The organism is Streptomyces sp. TP-A0356 (assembly GCF_001417775.1).
Classification (GTDB): domain Bacteria; phylum Actinomycetota; class Actinomycetes; order Streptomycetales; family Streptomycetaceae; genus Streptomyces.
This window is the reverse complement of record NZ_BBZJ01000029.1, coordinates 119,541-136,074: the sequence shown is the minus strand read 5'-3', so window position 1 is coordinate 136,074 and position 16,534 is coordinate 119,541. Positions and strand designations below refer to the sequence as shown.

Below are 16,534 nucleotides of genomic sequence, written 5' to 3'. Positions count from 1 at the left end.
CTCGCCGTCCTCGCTGCTGCACTGGACACGGCGGATGATCGAGATCCGTAAGCAGAACCCGGCGTTCGGGCTGGGTTCCTACACCGAGCTGCCCTCCTCGAACCCGGCCGTGCTGGCGTTCCTGCGCGAGCACGGGGACGACCTGGTGATGTGCGTGAACAACTTCTCCCGGTTCGCGCAGCCCACCGAGCTGGACCTGCGCAGCTTCAACGGCAGGCATCCGGTCGAACTGATCGGCGGGGTCCGCTTCCCGGCCATCGGCGAACTCCCCTACCTGCTCACCCTCGCAGGCCACGGCTTCTACTGGTTCAGGCTCCGCAAGGACATCGCGTAGAACCCCCGGGCGGGGCGGTTTCCTCCGCCCCGCCCGGGGCACGCAGAAGTAACACCCCGACCCTCCGGGGAAAGGACGCACGCCATGTCGGACGCCGTCACCCGTGCCGCCGCGACCCACCCCGGCCTCCTCGCGTCCCTGGACCCACTGCTGCGGGAGTGGCTGCCCCGCCAGCGCTGGTTCGCGGGCAAGGGTCGGCCGGTCACCGGGTTCTCTCTGGTGGCGGCCACCGAACTGCTGCCGCCCGGAGGCACGCTGGGCCTCATCCACCTGCTCGCACGCGCCCACCAGCCGGCCGTCCCCACCCAGGGTGCTCTGCCCCATCCCGGGGACTGCTACCAGATCGTGATAGGCGTACGCGAGGCACTGCCGCCACGGCTGGCGCCCGCGCTCATCGGGCATCTGGAGGAGGGCCCGCTGGCCGGGCGGACCGTGTACGAGGCGCTCCACGACCCGCGGGCCGCCGCCGTCCTCCTGGAGGCGATCCGTACCCGGACCCGTATCGGGCCGCTCCGCTTCGAGGGAGACCCGCGGCAGCGGATACGGGAGGGGCTCGTCCCGCGGAGGGTGACCTCGGAGCAGTCCAACTCGTCGGTGATCTACGGAGATACGTTCATTCTGAAGCTCCTGCGGCGTATCGTCCCGGGCACCAACCCCGACCTGGAGTTGCCGCTGGTGCTGTCCGACGAGGGCTGCCCCCGGGTCCCCGCGCCAGCCGGCTGGCTGCGCGCCGATCTGGACGGCCTGGACGACCCCTATGTCCTCGGCGTGCTGCAGCCGTATGTGCGGGGCGCGACGGACGGGTGGGAGCTGGCACTGCGCGAGCTGGCCAAGGGCGAGGACTTCACGGCGGAGGCGCGGGCACTGGGTCGCGCGACCGCCGAGGTGCACACGGCACTGGCCCGGGCACTGCCCACGGTCACGCTGGGGCACACGCAGGTACGGCTGCTGGCCGACGGCATGACCGAGCGGCTGGATGTGGCGGCGCAGGCGGTGCCCGCACTGCGGCCGTACGTGCCCGGGCTCTACTCCGCGTTCCGGGCGCTGGCCGATCTCGCGGCCGAGGGCCACACCTGGACGGCGCAGCGCATCCACGGCGATCTGCACCTGGGCCAGTGCCTGCGGTCGCCCTCCGGAGCGTGGTCACTGATCGACTTCGAGGGCGAGCCGTCCAAGTCGCTGGCCGAGCGCCGGATGCCGCAGCCGGTGGTGCGGGACATCGCGGGGATGCTCCGCTCGTTCGACTACGCGGCGCACTCGGCCACCCCTCCGGCGCCGGAGTGGGCCATCGCGTGCCGGGCCGCCTACTGCACCGGGTACGCCGAGATCGCCGGGCGCGATCCACGCACCGATCCGGTGCTGCTGCGCGCGTACGAGACGGACAAGGCCGTCTACGAGGTCCTGTACGAGGCCCGGCACCGTCCCGACTGGCTGCCCGTGCCGATGGCGGCGATACGCCGCCTGTCCGCCGACGCCGCACCGTGATCCACCACCGTGATCCACCACCCCCTGCCGAGGAGGCTCCGTCCGTGACCCCCCGTCCTCCCTCCGACGACAGCACGAAGAAGACCGGCGACGGCCAGAAGAAGACCGGTGCGCGGAAGGTGGCCGCCGACAAGAAGACGGCGGCGGCCGCGCGGGAGTCGACGGCCGGCAAGAAGAAGGCGGTGGCCAAGAAGGCGGTGGCCAAGAAGGCGGCGACCGGGGCGAAGAAGGCCGCGGCCGGGGTCAAGGCGGCCACGGCGAAGAAGACCGCCGCGGCCGCCCAGAAGGCCCTGGCCAAGAAGACGGCGGCGAGGACGGCACCTGGGGTGAAGAAGATCGCGACGCAGCAGACCGCCGCCGAGAGGACCACGTCCGGGACGGCCGCCGAGAAGCGGGTGACCGCGGCGTCCGGACAGGTCGCGACCGGGGCGGCGGCTGCGGAACCCATCCCCGCGCAGAGGGCTCCCGAGCACAGCACGGCGCGCGCGGCGTCGGCGCAGGTCGCGGCGGAACCCCTGGTCGTGGCCGTCTCCCCCGCCGTCGACGCCGGTGACCGTGAGCGGCTGCTGGCGGGCACGCACCACGAACCGCACTCGGTGCTCGGCGCCCACCCGGTACCCGGTGGCGTCGCCTTCCGGGCGTTCCGACCGTACGCGCTGTCCGTGACCGTCGTCGCCGGGAACCTGCGGGCCGAGCTGCACGACGACGGGGACGGGTTCTTCTCGGGTCTCCTGCCGCTGCGGGACGTACCGGTGTACCGGCTGCTGGTGGCGTACGAGGGGACGGTCCAGGACACCGAGGACGCGTACCGGTTCCTGCCCACGCTGGGCGACCTCGATCTGCATCTGATCGGCGAGGGGCGGCATGAGCAGCTCTGGCAGGTGCTCGGCGCCCACCCGATGACCCACCAGGGGGTGACCGGCACCCGCTTCTCGGTGTGGGCGCCGAACGCACGCGGTGTGCGCCTGGCGGGCAGCTTCAACTTCTGGGACGGCACCGGGTATCCGATGCGCTCACTGGGCTCCTCCGGCGTGTGGGAGCTGTTCGTGCCCGGCATCGGCGAGGGCGAGCTCTACAAGTTCGAGATCACCCGTCCCGACGGCTCCCGGACCCTGCGCGCCGACCCGCTGGCCCGCCGCACCGAGGCCCCGCCCCTCACCTCCTCGGTCGTGCACGCCTCGCACCACGAGTGGCAGGACGGGGAGTGGCTCGCGGACCGTGCGCGGACGCCGGTGCACCAGGCGCCGTTGTCGGTCTACGAGGTGCATCTGCCGTCCTGGCGCCCCGGGCTGACGTACCGGCAACTCGCCGAGCAGCTGCCCGCGTATGTGAAGGACCTCGGCTTCACCCATGTGGAGCTGATGCCGATCGCCGAGCACCCCTTCGGCGGCTCCTGGGGCTACCAGGTCACCGGCTTCTACGCGCCCACCGCCCGGCTGGGCACCCCCGACGACTTCAAGTACCTGGTCGACGCACTGCACCGGGCCGGCATCGGCGTACTGATGGACTGGGTCCCGGCGCACTTCCCGCGCGATGACTGGGCACTGGCCGAGTTCGACGGGCGCCCCCTGTACGAGCACGCCGACCCCCGGCGCGCCGCCCACCCCGACTGGGGCACGCTGGAGTTCGACTTCGGACGGCGCGAGGTGCGCAACTTCCTGGTCGCCAACGCCGTGTACTGGTGCGAGGAGTTCCACATCGACGGCCTGCGCGTGGACGCGGTGGCCTCCATGCTCTACCTCGACTACTCACGCGAGCCGGGCCAGTGGAGCCCGAACGAGTTCGGCGGCCGGGAGAACCTGGACGCGGTGGCGTTCCTGCAGGAGATGAACGCCACCGTCTACCGGCGCAGTCCCGGTGTGGTGACCATCGCCGAGGAGTCCACGGCCTGGGACGGGGTCACCCGCGCCACGCACCACAGGGGGCCGAGCGGCTTCGGCGGACTGGGGTTCGGCCTGAAGTGGAACATGGGCTGGATGCACGACTCGCTCCAGTACATGAGCCACGAGCCCATCCACCGCAGGTACCACCACCACGAGATGACGTTCTCGATGGTGTACGCGTACAGCGAGAACTACGTGCTCCCGATCTCCCACGACGAGGTCGTGCACGGCAAGCGGTCGCTGGTGTCGAAGATGCCGGGCGACTGGTGGCAGCAGCGCGCCGACCACCGCGCCTACCTGGGCTTCATGTGGGCCCACCCGGGCAAGCAACTCCTCTTCATGGGACAGGAGTTCGCCCAGGGAGCCGAGTGGTCCGAGGCGCACGGCCCCGACTGGTGGCTCCTGGATCCCGCCTATGGCGCCGAGGCCGACCACCGCGGGGTGCGTGACCTGGTCCGTGACCTCAACGCGGGCTATCGCGGCACTCCGGCGCTGTGGCAGCGGGACACCGAACCGTCCGGCTTCCAGTGGGTGGTGGGCGACGCGGCCGACGACAACGTGTTCGCCTTCCTGCGGTTCGACGCGGAGGGCACGCCCCTGCTGGCCGTCTCGAACTTCTCCCCGGTCGTCCGCCACGACTACCGCCTGGGCGTCCCGGACGACGTCCCGGCCTGGCACGAACTCCTCAACACCGACCTGGCCAGGTACGGCGGCAGCGACGTCCACAACCCCGACCCGCTGAAACCGGAACCCACGCCCTGGCACGGCCGTCCGGCCAGCATCCGGGTGAGCCTGCCTCCCCTGGCCACGGTCTGGTTCCGCCCGGCATAGGGAGTCCCGGTCGCCCCCGCGTGGCCGGCCGGTGCGTTCGTGTGCTGCGCACCGGCCGTGCGCGGTCGGGGACCGTGGCGTCAGCCGTCAGGGCGCCAGCGCCCTCGGCAGTTCGCCGGTGTGCAGCACCCCCAGCCGCTGGGTGGCTCGCGTCAGCGCCACATAGAGGTCACTCGTGCCGTACCGCCCCGGCTCGACCACCAGCACGGAGTCGAACTCAAGCCCCTTGGCCTGGCGCGGGTCGAGCAGTACGACGGTCCGGGTCAGGTCGGGTTCGGCGCCCGCGGTCACCCCCTCCAGCCGCGCCGCCAGCCCCCGGTGCAGCTCGCGCGGGGCGATCACCGCGAGCCGGCCCTCGGAGGGCGTCAGCTCGGAGACCGCCTTCTCCACCGCGCCGGGCAGGTCGTCGTCCACGCGTCGCACCCACGGCCGTACACCCGTCGACCGCACCGAACTCGGCGGCTCGAAGTCCGGGTTGCCGGCCCGGAGGACCGCCGCCGCCAGATCCATGATCTCGGACGGGGTGCGGTAGTTGACGCCGAGGCGCGTGTGCTCCCAGCGGTCCTCGACGTACGGCGCGAGGATCTCCGACCAGGAGCCGACGCCGGCGGCCTCGGCCGTCTGCGCGGGGTCCCCGACCAGGGTCATCGAGCGGGTCGGGCTGCGCCGCATGAGCAGCCGCCACGCCATCGGTGACAGCTCCTGCGCCTCGTCGACGATGATGTGCCCGAACGCCCAGGTACGGTCGGCCGCCGCGCGCTCGGCGGCGCTGCGGTGGTCCTCTTCCTCCTGCCGTTCGGCGAACCGCTCGGCGTCGATGATGTCGTGCGCGGACAGGACCTCCGACGCCTCGGGATCGCTGTCCTCCTTGTCCTCGAACTCGTAGGTACGGGAGGCGTACGACACGTCCAGCACGCCCTGCGCGTACGACACCTGCGCCTCACGCTCGCGTTCGGCGCGGGCGCGCGCCACCCGGTCGTCCTCGCCGAGCAGTTCGGCGGCCTCGTCGAGCAGCGGTACGTCCGCCGTGGTCCATGTGCGGGTGACCGGGCGGCGGATGGCGGCCGCGTCCTCGTCGGACACGTACCCCTCGGGATCGGCCAGGAAGTCGGCGACCAGCCGCTGCGGGGTCAGCCGCGGCCACAACTGGTCGATCGCGGACCAGACTTCGGGGTTCTCGGCCAGCTCGTCGCGGATCTGGGTGATGTCACTGGCGTCGAGGAGGTTGGAGCCGTCGTACGGGTCGGTCCCGATCCGCTCGGCGACCATGTCCGTCAGCGTGTTCAGGATGTGGCCCTCGAAGTGCTCGCGCGCCATGTTGTGCGGCAGCTCGGCCGCGCGGGTGCGCTCGCGGGCGACGTTCACCAGCCCGTCGTCGAGCAGCAGGACGTCCCGGTCGTGCTGGATGGCGATGACCGGGTCGGGCAGCGCCTGGCGGTCTCGTACGACCCGGGCGAGCACGTCGGCCATCTCCGCGCGGCCCTTCACGGCGGCCGCCTCGGGTGTGTCGGTCGCGGTCGCCCTGACTCCGGGGAACAGCTCGCCGACCGTGGCCAGCAGCACGCCCGTCTCGCCGAGCGAGGGCAGCACCTCGCCGATGTAGCCGAGGAACGCCGGGTTCGGTCCGACGATGAGGACGGCGCGGCGGGCCAGCAGTTCCCGGTGTTCGTAGAGGAGGTAGGCGGCGCGGTGCAGCGCCACGGCCGTCTTGCCGGTGCCCGGACCGCCCTCCACCACCAGCACGCCCCGGTGCGGCGCGCGGATGATGCGGTCCTGGTCGGCCTGGATGGTCTGCACGATGTCGCTCATGCGCCCGGTGCGGGCCGAGTCGAGCGCGGCGAGCAGCACGGCGTCACCGGAGGGGTCCTCGTGTCCGGTGCGCTCGCGGTCGCTCAGATCGAGGATCTCGTCGTGCAGCGACATGACCCGGCGCCCGTCGGTGGAGATGTGCCGGCGCCTGCGCAGCCCCAGCGGGGTGTGTCCGGTGGCCAGGTAGAAGGGGCGGGCGACGTCGGCCCGCCAGTCGATCAGGACGGGGGTGCGCTCCGGGTCGTCGGCGCGCAGCCCGATACGGCCGATGTGGTGGCTCTGCCCGGAGGCGAGGTCGATGCGGCCGAAGCAGAGTGAACCGTCCACGGAGTTGAGCGCCGCAAGCAGCCCCGAGCGCTCCGCGACCAGGATGTCCCGCTCCAGGCGTGCCTGCATGGGCTTGTCGCCCTGTGCGAGGGCGTCCGAGACGGCGGCCTCGGTGTCACCGCGCAGCACGTCCACGCGCGCGTACAGCCCGTCGATGAATTCCTGTTCGTGCCGCAATTCATCGTCCGGAAATTCGGTGTTTGACAATTCCGCTCCCGCCCGGATATACTGTGCTCACTGAACTTCTCCGCGACTCCATCGAGTTGAAGTCGCGAATCATTGAATATACGCAAAGAAATCCCCCGAGCGCAATTGCTCGGGGGATTCTCTCTGCACGGGCGACGTCAGAGCACGTCGGACAGTTCCTCCAGCAGCCGCCGCTTGGGCCGCGCTCCCACCATCGCCTTCACGGGCTCACCGCCGCGGAAGACCATGAACGTGGGCATCGACAGCACCTTGTACGCATTCGTGGTGGCCGGATTGGTGTCCACGTCCAGCTGGACCACCTTGAGCCGGCCGTCCTCCTCGGCGGCCAGGGCACTGAGCACCGGGCCCATCTGCCGGCACGGCGGGCACCAGTCCGCGGTGAACTCCACCAGCACCGGCAGTTCCGCCCCGATCACCTCCGTCTCGAAGTCCGCGTCCGTCACCTCGGCCACGCCTGCCGCCCTGATCACAGCTCCTGCCCTCCCAGCTCGCACACCGGCTCCGGGCCCCCCGGAACCGCCGCCTCGGCCGCCAGCGCCGCACGCGCCCGCTCCGCCCTCGCCAACTGCGCGCCGACCTTCGCCCGCACCGACTGCAACTCACCGATCAGCGCGTCGAGTTCGTCCAGCTTGCGGCGGTAGACCGCGAGCGACGCCGGGCACGAGTCGCCCTCCGGGTGCCCGGCCCGCAGACACTCCACGAAGGGGCGCGTCTCCTCCAGGTCGAACCCGAAGTCCTGCAGCGTCCGTATCTGGCGCAGCAGCTTCAGGTCGTGCTCGTCGTAGGTGCGGTATCCGTTGCCGGTGCGCCGCGCGGACAGCAGGCCCCGTGACTCGTAGTACCGCAGGGTCCGCGTGGTGGTTCCGGCCCGCGCCGCCAGCTCGCCGATTCGCATGCCCACGACCGTAGACCTTGACGCGGACGTCAAGGCAACGCCGCCGGATTCCGGGGGGCGCGACCACCCTCGACATACCCCCGGGTTCCCCGATGATTCCGTCCCGTCCCGGCAGTCTCATCTCCTGAAGCACCCGGCGAAGACGCGGCACCCGACGAAGGCGGACGGACCCATGACCACCCTGCACCACATGCTCCGGACGTACATCGACGAGGGCTGGGCCCCGGGCGCGGTGGCCCTGGTCGACCTGCACGGGCGCACGGAGACCGCGGCGGTCGGCTGTCTCGACGCGGACGGCACCGCCCCGATGTCCCCCGACGCCATCTTCCGCATCGCCTCGCTCACCAAGCCCGTCATGGCCGCCGCCGTCATGACCCTCGTCGAGGACGGCACCCTCGCCCTCGACTCCCCCGTCGCGGCATGGCTGCCCGAACTGGACCGGCCCACCGTGGTCCGCACTCCCGCCGCTCCCCTGGACGACGTGGTGCCCGCCACCCGCCCGATCGTCGTCCACGACCTGCTGACCTCCCGCGCCGGGTACGGCTTCCCCTCGGACTTCTCCCTCCCCCAGGTCCAGGCGCTGTTCACGGTGCAGAAGGACGGACGTGACCCCCGTAACCTCCCCGACCCGGACACCTGGGTCGCGGAGCTGGCCCGCCTCCCGCTGCTCCACCAGCCGGGCGAGGCCTGGCTCTACGGCACCTGCTCCGACCTCCAGGGCGTGCTGGTCTCCCGCGCGAGCGGCCGGCCGCTGCCGGAGTTCCTGGCCGAGCGGATCCTCGAACCGCTCGGCATGACGGACACCGCCTTCGAGGTGCCCACCGCCAAGCGCCACCGGTTCACCACCGCCTACCGCCCCGACGGCACCGGCGGACTCGAAGTCACCGACACGCCCGACGGCGCCTGGAGCCGCCTTCCGGCGTTCCCGTCCGGCGGTGGCGGACTCGCCGCCACCGCCGCCGACTGGCTGGCCTTCGCCCGGATGCTGCTGGCCGGCGGGACCGCGCCCGACGGCCGGCGCGTCCTGTCCACAGAGTCGGTGCGCCGGATGACCACCGACCATCTCACCCCGGGCCAGCGCGAGAACGGCGCCCTGTTCCTGGAGGGCCAGGGCTGGGGGTACGGCGGCTCGGTCGACATCGAGGCCACCGCCCCCTGGGCCGTCCCCGGCCGCTACGGCTGGGTCGGCGGCACCGGCACCACCGCCCACCTGGTCCCGGCCACCGGCACCGTCGCGATCCTGCTCACCCAGCGCGCGATGGAGAACCCGACTTCGACCGCCCTGATGCGCGACTTCTGGCGGTACGCGGCCGAGGCGTCATGAGGGCGCCTGCCACTCCGGTGGCCGTCGGCGGGCCGGTCACGCCGTGGTGACCTCCAGGCCGGCCGACTCCTCCACCTCCAGGAGCGACGCGCCGCGCCGCTCCTCCTCGAACGCCGCGCGTCCGCCGCGCAACCCGAACAGCCGCTTGGCGACAGCGATGTAGAGGACCGCGATGATGTTCAGGATCAGCGTGGTGATCTTCAGTGCGCTGACGTGGTCGGTGAGCTCGTAGATCTCCAGCGGCAGGAAGGCCGCGGTGGCGACGACCGTCAGGTACTCCGCCCAGCGCTTGGCGTACCAGAGCCCGACCGCCTCGACCAGCTCGATCAGCGCGTACGCCAGCAGCAGCGCGGCGACCACGACGAGTGTGGAGTGCTTGTAGCCGAAGGTCTTCTGGATGGTGCCGACCACCGGCGAGTGGTCGAGGTCGTAGTGGAAGTGCTTGAAGACGGGCCGCAGCACGTCCAGGTACTCGTTGAAGAGCCTCCGTACCGCGTCCTGGCTGTTGCTGAACCTCCACACGGCCACCGCGACCAGCACGATGAACACGCCGCGCACGGCCCGTTCGATCGCCAGGAAGCGCAGGATGAACAGGTCGCGCAGCACCTTGCCACGGGGCACGAGCGGCGCCTCGCCGGCCGGTCCCGAGCCGTGCGGCTCGCCGAGCACGAAGTCACCGCAGCGCAGGCACCGCCACGCCTCCCCGACGGCCGTCTGGGCGTGCAGCCGTACCCGCAGCCGGGGGTCGTCCGGCGCGTAGGTCACATGCCCGCGGCGTGCGCAGTGGCGTCGGTTCCAGTCGATGCTCATACCCCCGTGCCTCCCGGATGAAGGTGCCGTGCCGGTTGGTTCCGGCACGGCACGGTAGTGCATGTACTACGAGACGTGGGCGCAGGGGGCGGGGTTCCGCGCGAGGTCAGCGCGTTCCGGCTCCCTCGAGCTCCCGGTCCTCGGCCTGCTCCCCGGCCTCGGCGGGACGCCCCCGGCGCGGCAGCAGCACGCCGACCAGCACGGTGCCGACGCCGAGGATCACCGCCCCGACCAGGCTGGTGTGGGCGACCGCGTCGGCGAAGGAGGAGCCGACGGCGTCGGCCATCTGCCGCGCGCCGTGCGCGAGCTGGTCCGCCTGCGCCTTGAGCTGAGCGGCCTGCTGGGCGTTCTGCGCGTGCGCGGCCTGCTCGGCGACCTGCCGGGCCCTGTCGCCGATGCCCTGCGCCACCGCGTATCCGGCACCGACCGAGTCCTGGGCGGTGGTCAGCGCGTTCGCCGGCAGCCCGCTGCCCGCGGTGGCGTCCGTCAGATGCGAGGAGTACGAGTTCGCCAGCAACGAACCCAGGAGGGCGATGCCGAGGGAGCCGCCGAGCTCCAGGGAGGTGTCGTTGACCGCGCCGCCGACGCCCAGCTCCGACTCCGGGAACGCGCCCATGATCGCGTCCGTGCAGGGTGAGAGCGCGAGGCCGATCGCCAGGCCCAGGACCACCAGGGGCAGCACGAAGTCGCCGTAGGAGGATCCCGAGCCGACCCGGGTGAGCAGCGCGAGCGAGGCGGTGCCGCCGACCATGCCCGCGGTCACCGTGATCTTCATGCCGATCCGCGGGGTGAGGTACCCGGTCAGCGCCGAGCCCACGAACACCGCTCCGGCCAGGGGCAGCATGCGCACCCCGGTCTCCAGGGCGTCGTATCCCAGGACGAACTGGAGGTGCTGGGTGAGGTAGTAGAAGGCGCCGAAGACCGCGAGGAAGAACAGCGCGACGGCGAGGTTGGAGCCCGCGAAGCGACGGTGCGCGAAACGGCGCACATCGAGGACCGGACGCGGGTGGCGCAGCTCCCAGGCGACGAACAGGACGAGTCCGAGGCCCGCGACCACGGCCGCGGTGACCGCCTTGACGCCCCAGCCGAAGTGCGGCCCCTCGATGATCATGTAGACGAGGGAGCCGATCCAGACGACCGACAGCAGTCCGCCGACGTAGTCGATCCGTTCGTGGTGGGCGGCCCGGGACGGCGGTACGAGGACGAAGGCGCCGACGATCGCCACAGCGGCGATCGGCACGTTGATCAGGAACGTGGACGACCAGCCGTGGTGCGCCAGCAGCGCCCCGGCGACCAGGGGGCCCGCCGCGATGGCGAGGCCCGCGGTGGCGGTCCACAGGGTGATCGCCTTGGCGCGCTCGGCGCGCGGGAAGGTGGCGGCGAGCAGCGAGAGCGTGGCAGGCATGATCAGCGCGGCGCCGACACCCATGATCGCGCGGGCCGCGATGACCGTCGCGGCGCTGTCGGCTAGGTAGCCGAGGACGGCGCCGCCGCCGAAGACGACGAGCCCGAGGACGAGTGCGCCGCGCCGGCTGTACTTGTCGCCGATCGCGCCGAGCAGCAGCATCAGCGCCGCGTAGGGGACGGTGTAGCCGTCGATGACCCACTGCAGGTCGGCGCTGGACAGGCCGAGGTCGCGGGTCATGTCGGGCGCGGCGACGGTGAGGGCGGTGTTCGCCATCACGATGATCAGCAGGCTCAGACACAGCACGAGCAGCGCCCACCAGCGCCGGGCGTAGGGCCGGTCCATCCTCTCGACCGGTTCGTTCATGACGAGACGCATGGGTGCGGGCCTTCCTCTTCTGCGTTGTCCATGACTTGCACAGCGGTGTGCACTTACACAACCATGTGCAATGTACGACGTTGCACAGCGCTGTGCAAATGAAGGAGGTGGAGGCCCTGTGGACACATACGGAAGCACCGGGGGCCGTGCAGAATGGCAGCCATGACCACGGGTAACGCCAGCCGGGCCGACGCCAACCGTCGCCGCATCCTGGAGGTCGCGCTCGCCGAGCTGCTGCGCGACCCCGACGCATCCATGGACCAGATCGCACGGGCCGCGGGAGTCGTACGGCGCACGGTGTACGGGCACTTCCCGAGCCGTGAGGCGCTGATCAGCACGCTCGTCGACGGCGCGGTGGAAGCGGTGTCGACGGCGCACGCGGCGGGCCGCGAGGGTGTGGCCGACCCGGCGGAAGCCGTGGCCCGCTCGACGCTGGCGGTGTGGGAGGTCGCCGACCGCTACCGGATCCTGGTCGCGCTGGCCCAGCGCAGCGTCACCATGCAGGGCATCCGCGAGCGTCTCGCGCCGGTCCGCGAGGCCTGTGCCGGGATCCTTACGCGCGGCCTGGAACAGGGCGTGTTCGAGTCGCCGCTGCCGCCGCGGGCACTGGCATATGTGCACGAGCAGGAGCTGTTCGCGCTGATGGAGGCCGTGAACGACGGCCTGCTGGCAGCGCGGGAGGCGGGCCGCTCGGCCGCGGTCACACTGCTGACCACGGCGGGCGTACCCGCCTCACGGGCCACCGAACTGGTGGCGAAGCTGACCGACTGAGCGGGCGGACCGCTCGGGAAACACCAGGACCGAGCGGTCAGGCCCACGGGGGGATGCCCTGACCGCTCGGGGTCTGTGGAGTTCTGGTGCGGGGCTCAGGCCTTGGCGAGCTGCTTCTCGCCCTCGCCCGGCCCGGGCACCTCGGCCTCGGCCCGCGCGGCCGAGCCGTCCTCGTCCAGCAGCGTCTCCTCGTCGAACGGAAGCTGTCCGGCGAGCACCTGCCGGACGCGCTCCTTGTCGATCTCCTTCGTCCAGGTGCCGACCAGGACGGTGGCCACGGCGTTGCCCGCGAAGTTGGTCAGGGCACGGGCCTCGCTCATGAAGCGGTCGATGCCGACGACCAGACCGATGCCGTCGACCAGCGCGGGCTTGTGGGACTGCAGACCGCCGGCCAGCGTGGCGAGGCCGGCGCCACTGACGCCCGCCGCGCCCTTCGAGGCGACCAGGAGGAACAGCAGCAGCGGGATCTGCTCGCCGACGGACATCGGCGTGCCCAGCGCGTCGGCGATGTAGAGCGACGCCATGGTCATGTAGATCATGGTGCCGTCGAGGTTGAACGAGTAGCCGGTCGGGACGGTGATGCCGACCACCGGCTTGCTGACGCCCAGGTGCTCCATCTTCGCGATGAGCCGCGGCAGGGCGGACTCGGAGGAGGAGGTGGACAGGATCAGCAGGAACTCACGCCCCAAGTACTTCACCAGCGTGAAGATGTTCAGGCCCGCGACCACACGCAGCATCGCGCCGAGCACGACGAAGACGAAGAGGACGCAGGTGATGTAGAAGCCGAGCATCAGCACGGCGAGGCTCTTGAGCGCGTCCAGGCCGGCCGAGCCCGTGAGCGCGGCGATCGCACCGAAGGCACCGATCGGCGCCGCCCACATCACCATGGACAGGATGCGGAAGACCAGCCGCTGGACGTGCTCGACGCCGCGCAGGACCGGCGCGCCCACCGAGCCCATCGACTGCAGCGCGAAGCCGGCGAGGAGCGCGATGAGCAGGGTCTGCAGGACCTGGCCGCCGGTGAAGGCGGAGACGAACGTCGTCGGGATGATCGAGAGCACGAACTCGACCGGGGGCAGCGCGTCGGACGACACCTGGGCGTGGCCCGCGTGCTTGATCGCGTTCGTCAGGTGCAGGCCCTCACCCGGGTGCAGGATGTTGCCGACCACCAGGCCGATGGCGAGCGCGACCAGGGACATCGCCAGGAAGTAGCCGAGCGCGATACCACCGACGGCACCGACCTTCGCGGCCTTCCGCACCGAGCCGATACCGAGCACGATCGTGCAGAAGATGATCGGCGAGATCATCATCTTGATCAGGTTTACGAAGCCCGTGCCGAGGGGCTTGAGCTGCACCGCGACATCGGGTGCGATCAAGCCCACGGCGATTCCGGCGATCACCGCGACAATCACCGCGATGTAGAGATAGTGGGTGCGGTCCCGCTTGACTGCGGGCGCGGCAGAAGCCGTTGGGGGTGTGCTGGCCACGGCTGCCCTCCTCGACGACGTCGTCGGATCTTCCGGCGTGCGGCTCACGTCCGGGGAAAACGGGAGGCGTGCTCCCGGTTACCGGGAGGCGGCGCGCTCCCGGGTGTTGCGGTGACTATCTCCCGCCATGTGAGGGCGGTCACCCTTCCGTTCATTTAGTTCACGCTTATACGGAGAGCCGGAACCGCGAGGCAGACTGAACGCATGCGCGTGCCCAGACTCCCGAGACCCCGCAGCCTGGCCGGCCAGCTCTTCGCGATGCAGGCCGTGCTGATCGCGGTACTCGTCGCCGGGTACGCCGTCTTCTCCTACGTCAGCGACCGCGGCCAGGCCCGGGACGCGGCCGGCCGCCAGGTGATGGCGGTGGCGCGCTCCGTCGCCGACGCCTCCTCCGTACGGCAGGCGATCCGCACGTCCGACCCGACGCGAACGCTCCAGCCGTACGCGACCCAGGTGCAGCAGCACACGGGCGTGGACTTCGTCACGATCATGAACCCGAAGGGCATCCGCTGGACCCACCCCAACCCCGCGCTGATCGGCGAGCGCTTCCTCGGCCACACCGCCCGGGCGCTGAAGGGCGAGTCCTTCACCGAGACCTACACCGGGACGCTGGGCCCCTCCGTCCGGGCGGTGACGCCGATCCGGGACGGCGGCCGGATCGTCGGGCTGGTGAGCGCGGGAATCAAGGTCCAGACGGTCTCGGCCCGGGTGCAGGAGCAGGTGGTGACCCTGGTCGGCGTCGCGGGCGGCGCCCTGGCGCTGGGCGGCATCGGCACCTATGTGATCAACGCCCGGCTGCGGCGCTCCACGCACGGCATGAACGCGACCGAGCTGAGCCATATGCACGACTACCACCAGGCCGCGCTGCACGCCGTGCGCGAGGGCCTGCTGATGCTGGACGGCCAGTTCCGGGTGGCGCTGATCAACGACGGCGGCCGGGAGCTGCTCGGGGTGAGCGGCGAGGTGGTGGGCCGCTCGGTGGCGGAGCTGGGCCTGCCGGCCCCACTCACGGGCGCGTTGCTGTCCTCGGCACCGCGCGTCGACGAGGTCCATCTGACGGCGACGCGCGTACTGGTGGTGAACACCTCCCCGGTCTCGGGCGGAGAACGCCGAGGGACGGTCGTCACACTGCGCGACGTGACGGAACTCCAGTCCCTGATGGGCGAGCTGAACTCGGAGCGCGGCTTCACCCAGGCCCTGCGCTCGCAGGCGCACGAGGCGGCGAACCGGCTGCACACGGTCGTCTCGCTGATCGAACTGGGCCGCGCGGAAGAGGCGATCGACTTCGCCACGGCCGAACTGGAACTGGCCCAGGCCCTGACCGACCAGGTGATCGCCGCCGTCAACGAACCGGTGCTGGCGGCCCTGCTGCTCGGCAAGGCGGCGGGGGCCAACGAGCGAGGCGTGGAACTGGTGGTGTCGGAGGACAGCCGCCTCGACGACGGCCTGCTGCCGCCGTCGCTTCCCGCCCGGGACCTGGTGACGATCCTGGGCAACCTGATCGACAACGCGGTGGACGCGGCGCAGGGTTCGGTGGGCGCGCAGGTGACGGTGACGGCCTACACGGAGGGGACGGAACTGGTCCTCAGGGTCTCGGACACGGGAGAGGGGGTCGACCCCGCGCACGCGGATGCGGTGTTCGAACGCGGCTGGTCGACGAAACCGGCGACCGCCTCCGGTGGCCGCGGTCTTGGCCTCGCCCTGGTCCGCCAGACGGTACGCCGCCACGAGGGCACGTTGACGGTGTCGGCGGCGCCCGGGGGTGGGGCGGAGTTCGAGGCGCGGGTGCCGTTGCCTACGGTGGGGGCGGCCGCTCGGACGGAGCCGACGTCGCCGGGGGCCGAGACCGCCCTGTCCGGAGGTGACGTATGAGCGAGCCCATCCGTGTGCTCGTCGTGGAGGACGACCCGGTCGCTGCGGACGCACATGTGATGTACGTCGACCGGGTGCCGGGGTTCACGGCGGTCGGCAAGGTGCATACCGGGGCGGAGGCCCGGCGGGCCCTGGAGCGCACGAAGGTGGATCTGCTCCTGCTGGACCTGCACCTGCCGGACGTACACGGCCTGCAACTGGCCCGCTCCCTGCGGGCCGCCGGTCACCACGCGGACGTGATCGCGGTGACGTCGGCGCGGGACCTCTCGGTGGTGCGGGAGGGGGTCTCGCTGGGAGTGGTCCAGTACGTGCTGAAGCCGTTCACCTTCGCGACGCTGCGGGACCGCCTGGTGCGCTACGCGGAGTTCCGGGGGGCGGCGGGCGAGGCGAGCGGTCAGGACGAGGTGGACCGGGCACTCGCCGCGCTACGGGCACCGGGCCCGGTGGCACTGCCGAAGGGCTTGAGCGCGCCGACGCTGGAACGGGTGACCGAGGCGTTGCGGGACGCCGAGGAGGGCCTGACGGCGGCGGGCGTCGCCGAGACGGTGGGGATCTCCCGGATCACGGCCCGCCGGTATCTGGAGCACCTGGTGGAGGCGGGGCGGGCCGGACGGAGTCCGTTGTACGGGCAGGTGGGGCGGCCTGAGTTGGTGTATCGGTGGGTTCGGGGGGTGGAGCGGGGGCGGTGAGAGCGGCGGTTCGGGCGGACGGCCTGG

The 16,534-nt window shown here is 71.6% G+C and carries 13 protein-coding genes; 7 read left to right on the top strand and 6 right to left on the bottom strand.

Going from position 1 to position 16,534, the window contains the following annotated elements; all coding sequences use genetic code 11:
* The 3 genes from ASC56_RS30880 to glgB all read left to right on the top strand — a co-directional run.
* Nucleotides 1–334, top strand: a 334-nt coding sequence (locus tag ASC56_RS30880; RefSeq protein ID WP_199836107.1) for an alpha-glucosidase C-terminal domain-containing protein, incomplete at its 5' end; no start/stop codon positions are given.
* Nucleotides 335–418: 84 nt separating this feature from the next.
* Nucleotides 419–1,819, top strand: coding sequence for a hypothetical protein (locus tag ASC56_RS30875; RefSeq protein ID WP_055494887.1), 1,401 nt, complete (start codon nucleotides 419–421; stop codon nucleotides 1,817–1,819).
* A 44-nt stretch (nucleotides 1,820–1,863) separates the two neighbouring features.
* On the top strand, nucleotides 1,864–4,533 hold the full coding sequence (gene glgB / locus ASC56_RS30870; RefSeq protein WP_079102801.1) for a 1,4-alpha-glucan branching enzyme: 2,670 nt from the start codon (nucleotides 1,864–1,866) through the stop codon (nucleotides 4,531–4,533).
* Nucleotides 4,534–4,620: 87 nt separating this feature from the next.
* On the opposite strand, the gene ASC56_RS30865 is transcribed toward glgB, so the two are convergent.
* From ASC56_RS30865 to ASC56_RS30855, 3 genes are all read right to left on the bottom strand, one after another.
* Nucleotides 4,621–6,894, bottom strand: a complete 2,274-nt coding sequence (locus tag ASC56_RS30865) for an AAA family ATPase (RefSeq protein ID WP_079102800.1) — start codon at nucleotides 6,892–6,894, stop codon at nucleotides 4,621–4,623.
* 119 nt (nucleotides 6,895–7,013) lie between these two features.
* Nucleotides 7,014–7,328: a co-chaperone YbbN gene (locus ASC56_RS30860; RefSeq protein ID WP_055494897.1), complete on the bottom strand. Its 315-nt coding sequence runs from the start codon at nucleotides 7,326–7,328 to the stop codon at nucleotides 7,014–7,016.
* A gap of 14 nt (nucleotides 7,329–7,342) precedes the next feature.
* Nucleotides 7,343–7,771 (bottom strand): MerR family transcriptional regulator, encoded by a 429-nt coding sequence (locus ASC56_RS30855; protein ID WP_055494896.1) that lies wholly within the window; start codon nucleotides 7,769–7,771, stop codon nucleotides 7,343–7,345.
* 172 nt (nucleotides 7,772–7,943) lie between these two features.
* Here ASC56_RS30855 and ASC56_RS30850 point away from each other — a divergent pair, with 172 nt between their 5' ends.
* Nucleotides 7,944–9,095: a serine hydrolase gene (locus ASC56_RS30850; protein WP_055494886.1), complete on the top strand. Its 1,152-nt coding sequence runs from the start codon at nucleotides 7,944–7,946 to the stop codon at nucleotides 9,093–9,095.
* A 36-nt stretch (nucleotides 9,096–9,131) separates the two neighbouring features.
* Here the strand turns inward: ASC56_RS30850 and ASC56_RS30845 are convergent, their stop codons facing one another.
* Nucleotides 9,132–9,905, bottom strand: a complete 774-nt coding sequence (locus ASC56_RS30845; RefSeq protein WP_055494885.1) for a DUF2127 domain-containing protein — start codon at nucleotides 9,903–9,905, stop codon at nucleotides 9,132–9,134.
* Between the two features lie 106 nt (nucleotides 9,906–10,011).
* The gene (locus tag ASC56_RS30840; protein WP_055494884.1) at nucleotides 10,012–11,688 is read right to left on the bottom strand and encodes an MFS transporter; all 1,677 of its coding nucleotides are present in this window, start codon (nucleotides 11,686–11,688) and stop codon (nucleotides 10,012–10,014) included.
* Between the two features lie 153 nt (nucleotides 11,689–11,841).
* Between ASC56_RS30840 and ASC56_RS30835 the strand changes: the two genes are divergently transcribed.
* Nucleotides 11,842–12,459: a TetR/AcrR family transcriptional regulator gene (locus ASC56_RS30835; protein ID WP_055494883.1), complete on the top strand. Its 618-nt coding sequence runs from the start codon at nucleotides 11,842–11,844 to the stop codon at nucleotides 12,457–12,459.
* A gap of 95 nt (nucleotides 12,460–12,554) precedes the next feature.
* Here the strand turns inward: ASC56_RS30835 and ASC56_RS30830 are convergent, their stop codons facing one another.
* Nucleotides 12,555–13,946 carry a cation:dicarboxylate symporter family transporter gene (locus tag ASC56_RS30830; RefSeq protein WP_055494882.1) on the bottom strand — a complete coding sequence of 464 codons (1,392 nt, stop codon included), beginning with the start codon at nucleotides 13,944–13,946 and terminating at the stop codon, nucleotides 12,555–12,557.
* Between the two features lie 204 nt (nucleotides 13,947–14,150).
* Here ASC56_RS30830 and ASC56_RS30825 point away from each other — a divergent pair, with 204 nt between their 5' ends.
* Both ASC56_RS30825 and ASC56_RS30820 read left to right on the top strand, forming a co-directional pair.
* Nucleotides 14,151–15,818 carry a sensor histidine kinase gene (locus ASC56_RS30825; RefSeq protein WP_055494881.1) on the top strand — a complete coding sequence of 556 codons (1,668 nt, stop codon included), beginning with the start codon at nucleotides 14,151–14,153 and terminating at the stop codon, nucleotides 15,816–15,818.
* A complete protein-coding gene (locus ASC56_RS30820) occupies nucleotides 15,815–16,507 on the top strand; it encodes a response regulator (RefSeq protein ID WP_055494880.1) in 693 nt (230 codons plus the stop codon). Before ASC56_RS30825 ends, ASC56_RS30820 begins: the two co-directional genes overlap by 4 nt.
* The last annotated feature ends 27 nt before the right edge of the window (nucleotides 16,508–16,534 follow it).

Excerpts from the sequence above, each read along its gene's own strand:
- ASC56_RS30835 (WP_055494883.1), top strand. The coding sequence starts at position 11,842 with ATGGCAGCCATGACCACGGGTAACGCCAGCCGGGCCGACGCCAACCGT.
- ASC56_RS30840 (WP_055494884.1), bottom strand. The coding sequence starts at position 11,688 with ATGCGTCTCGTCATGAACGAACCGGTCGAGAGGATGGACCGGCCCTAC.
- ASC56_RS30825 (WP_055494881.1), top strand. The coding sequence starts at position 14,151 with ATGCGCGTGCCCAGACTCCCGAGACCCCGCAGCCTGGCCGGCCAGCTC.
- ASC56_RS30845 (WP_055494885.1), bottom strand. The coding sequence starts at position 9,905 with ATGAGCATCGACTGGAACCGACGCCACTGCGCACGCCGCGGGCATGTG.
- ASC56_RS30855 (WP_055494896.1), bottom strand. The coding sequence starts at position 7,771 with ATGCGAATCGGCGAGCTGGCGGCGCGGGCCGGAACCACCACGCGGACC.
- ASC56_RS30875 (WP_055494887.1), top strand. The coding sequence starts at position 419 with ATGTCGGACGCCGTCACCCGTGCCGCCGCGACCCACCCCGGCCTCCTC.
- ASC56_RS30820 (WP_055494880.1), top strand. The coding sequence starts at position 15,815 with ATGAGCGAGCCCATCCGTGTGCTCGTCGTGGAGGACGACCCGGTCGCT.
- ASC56_RS30850 (WP_055494886.1), top strand. The coding sequence starts at position 7,944 with ATGACCACCCTGCACCACATGCTCCGGACGTACATCGACGAGGGCTGG.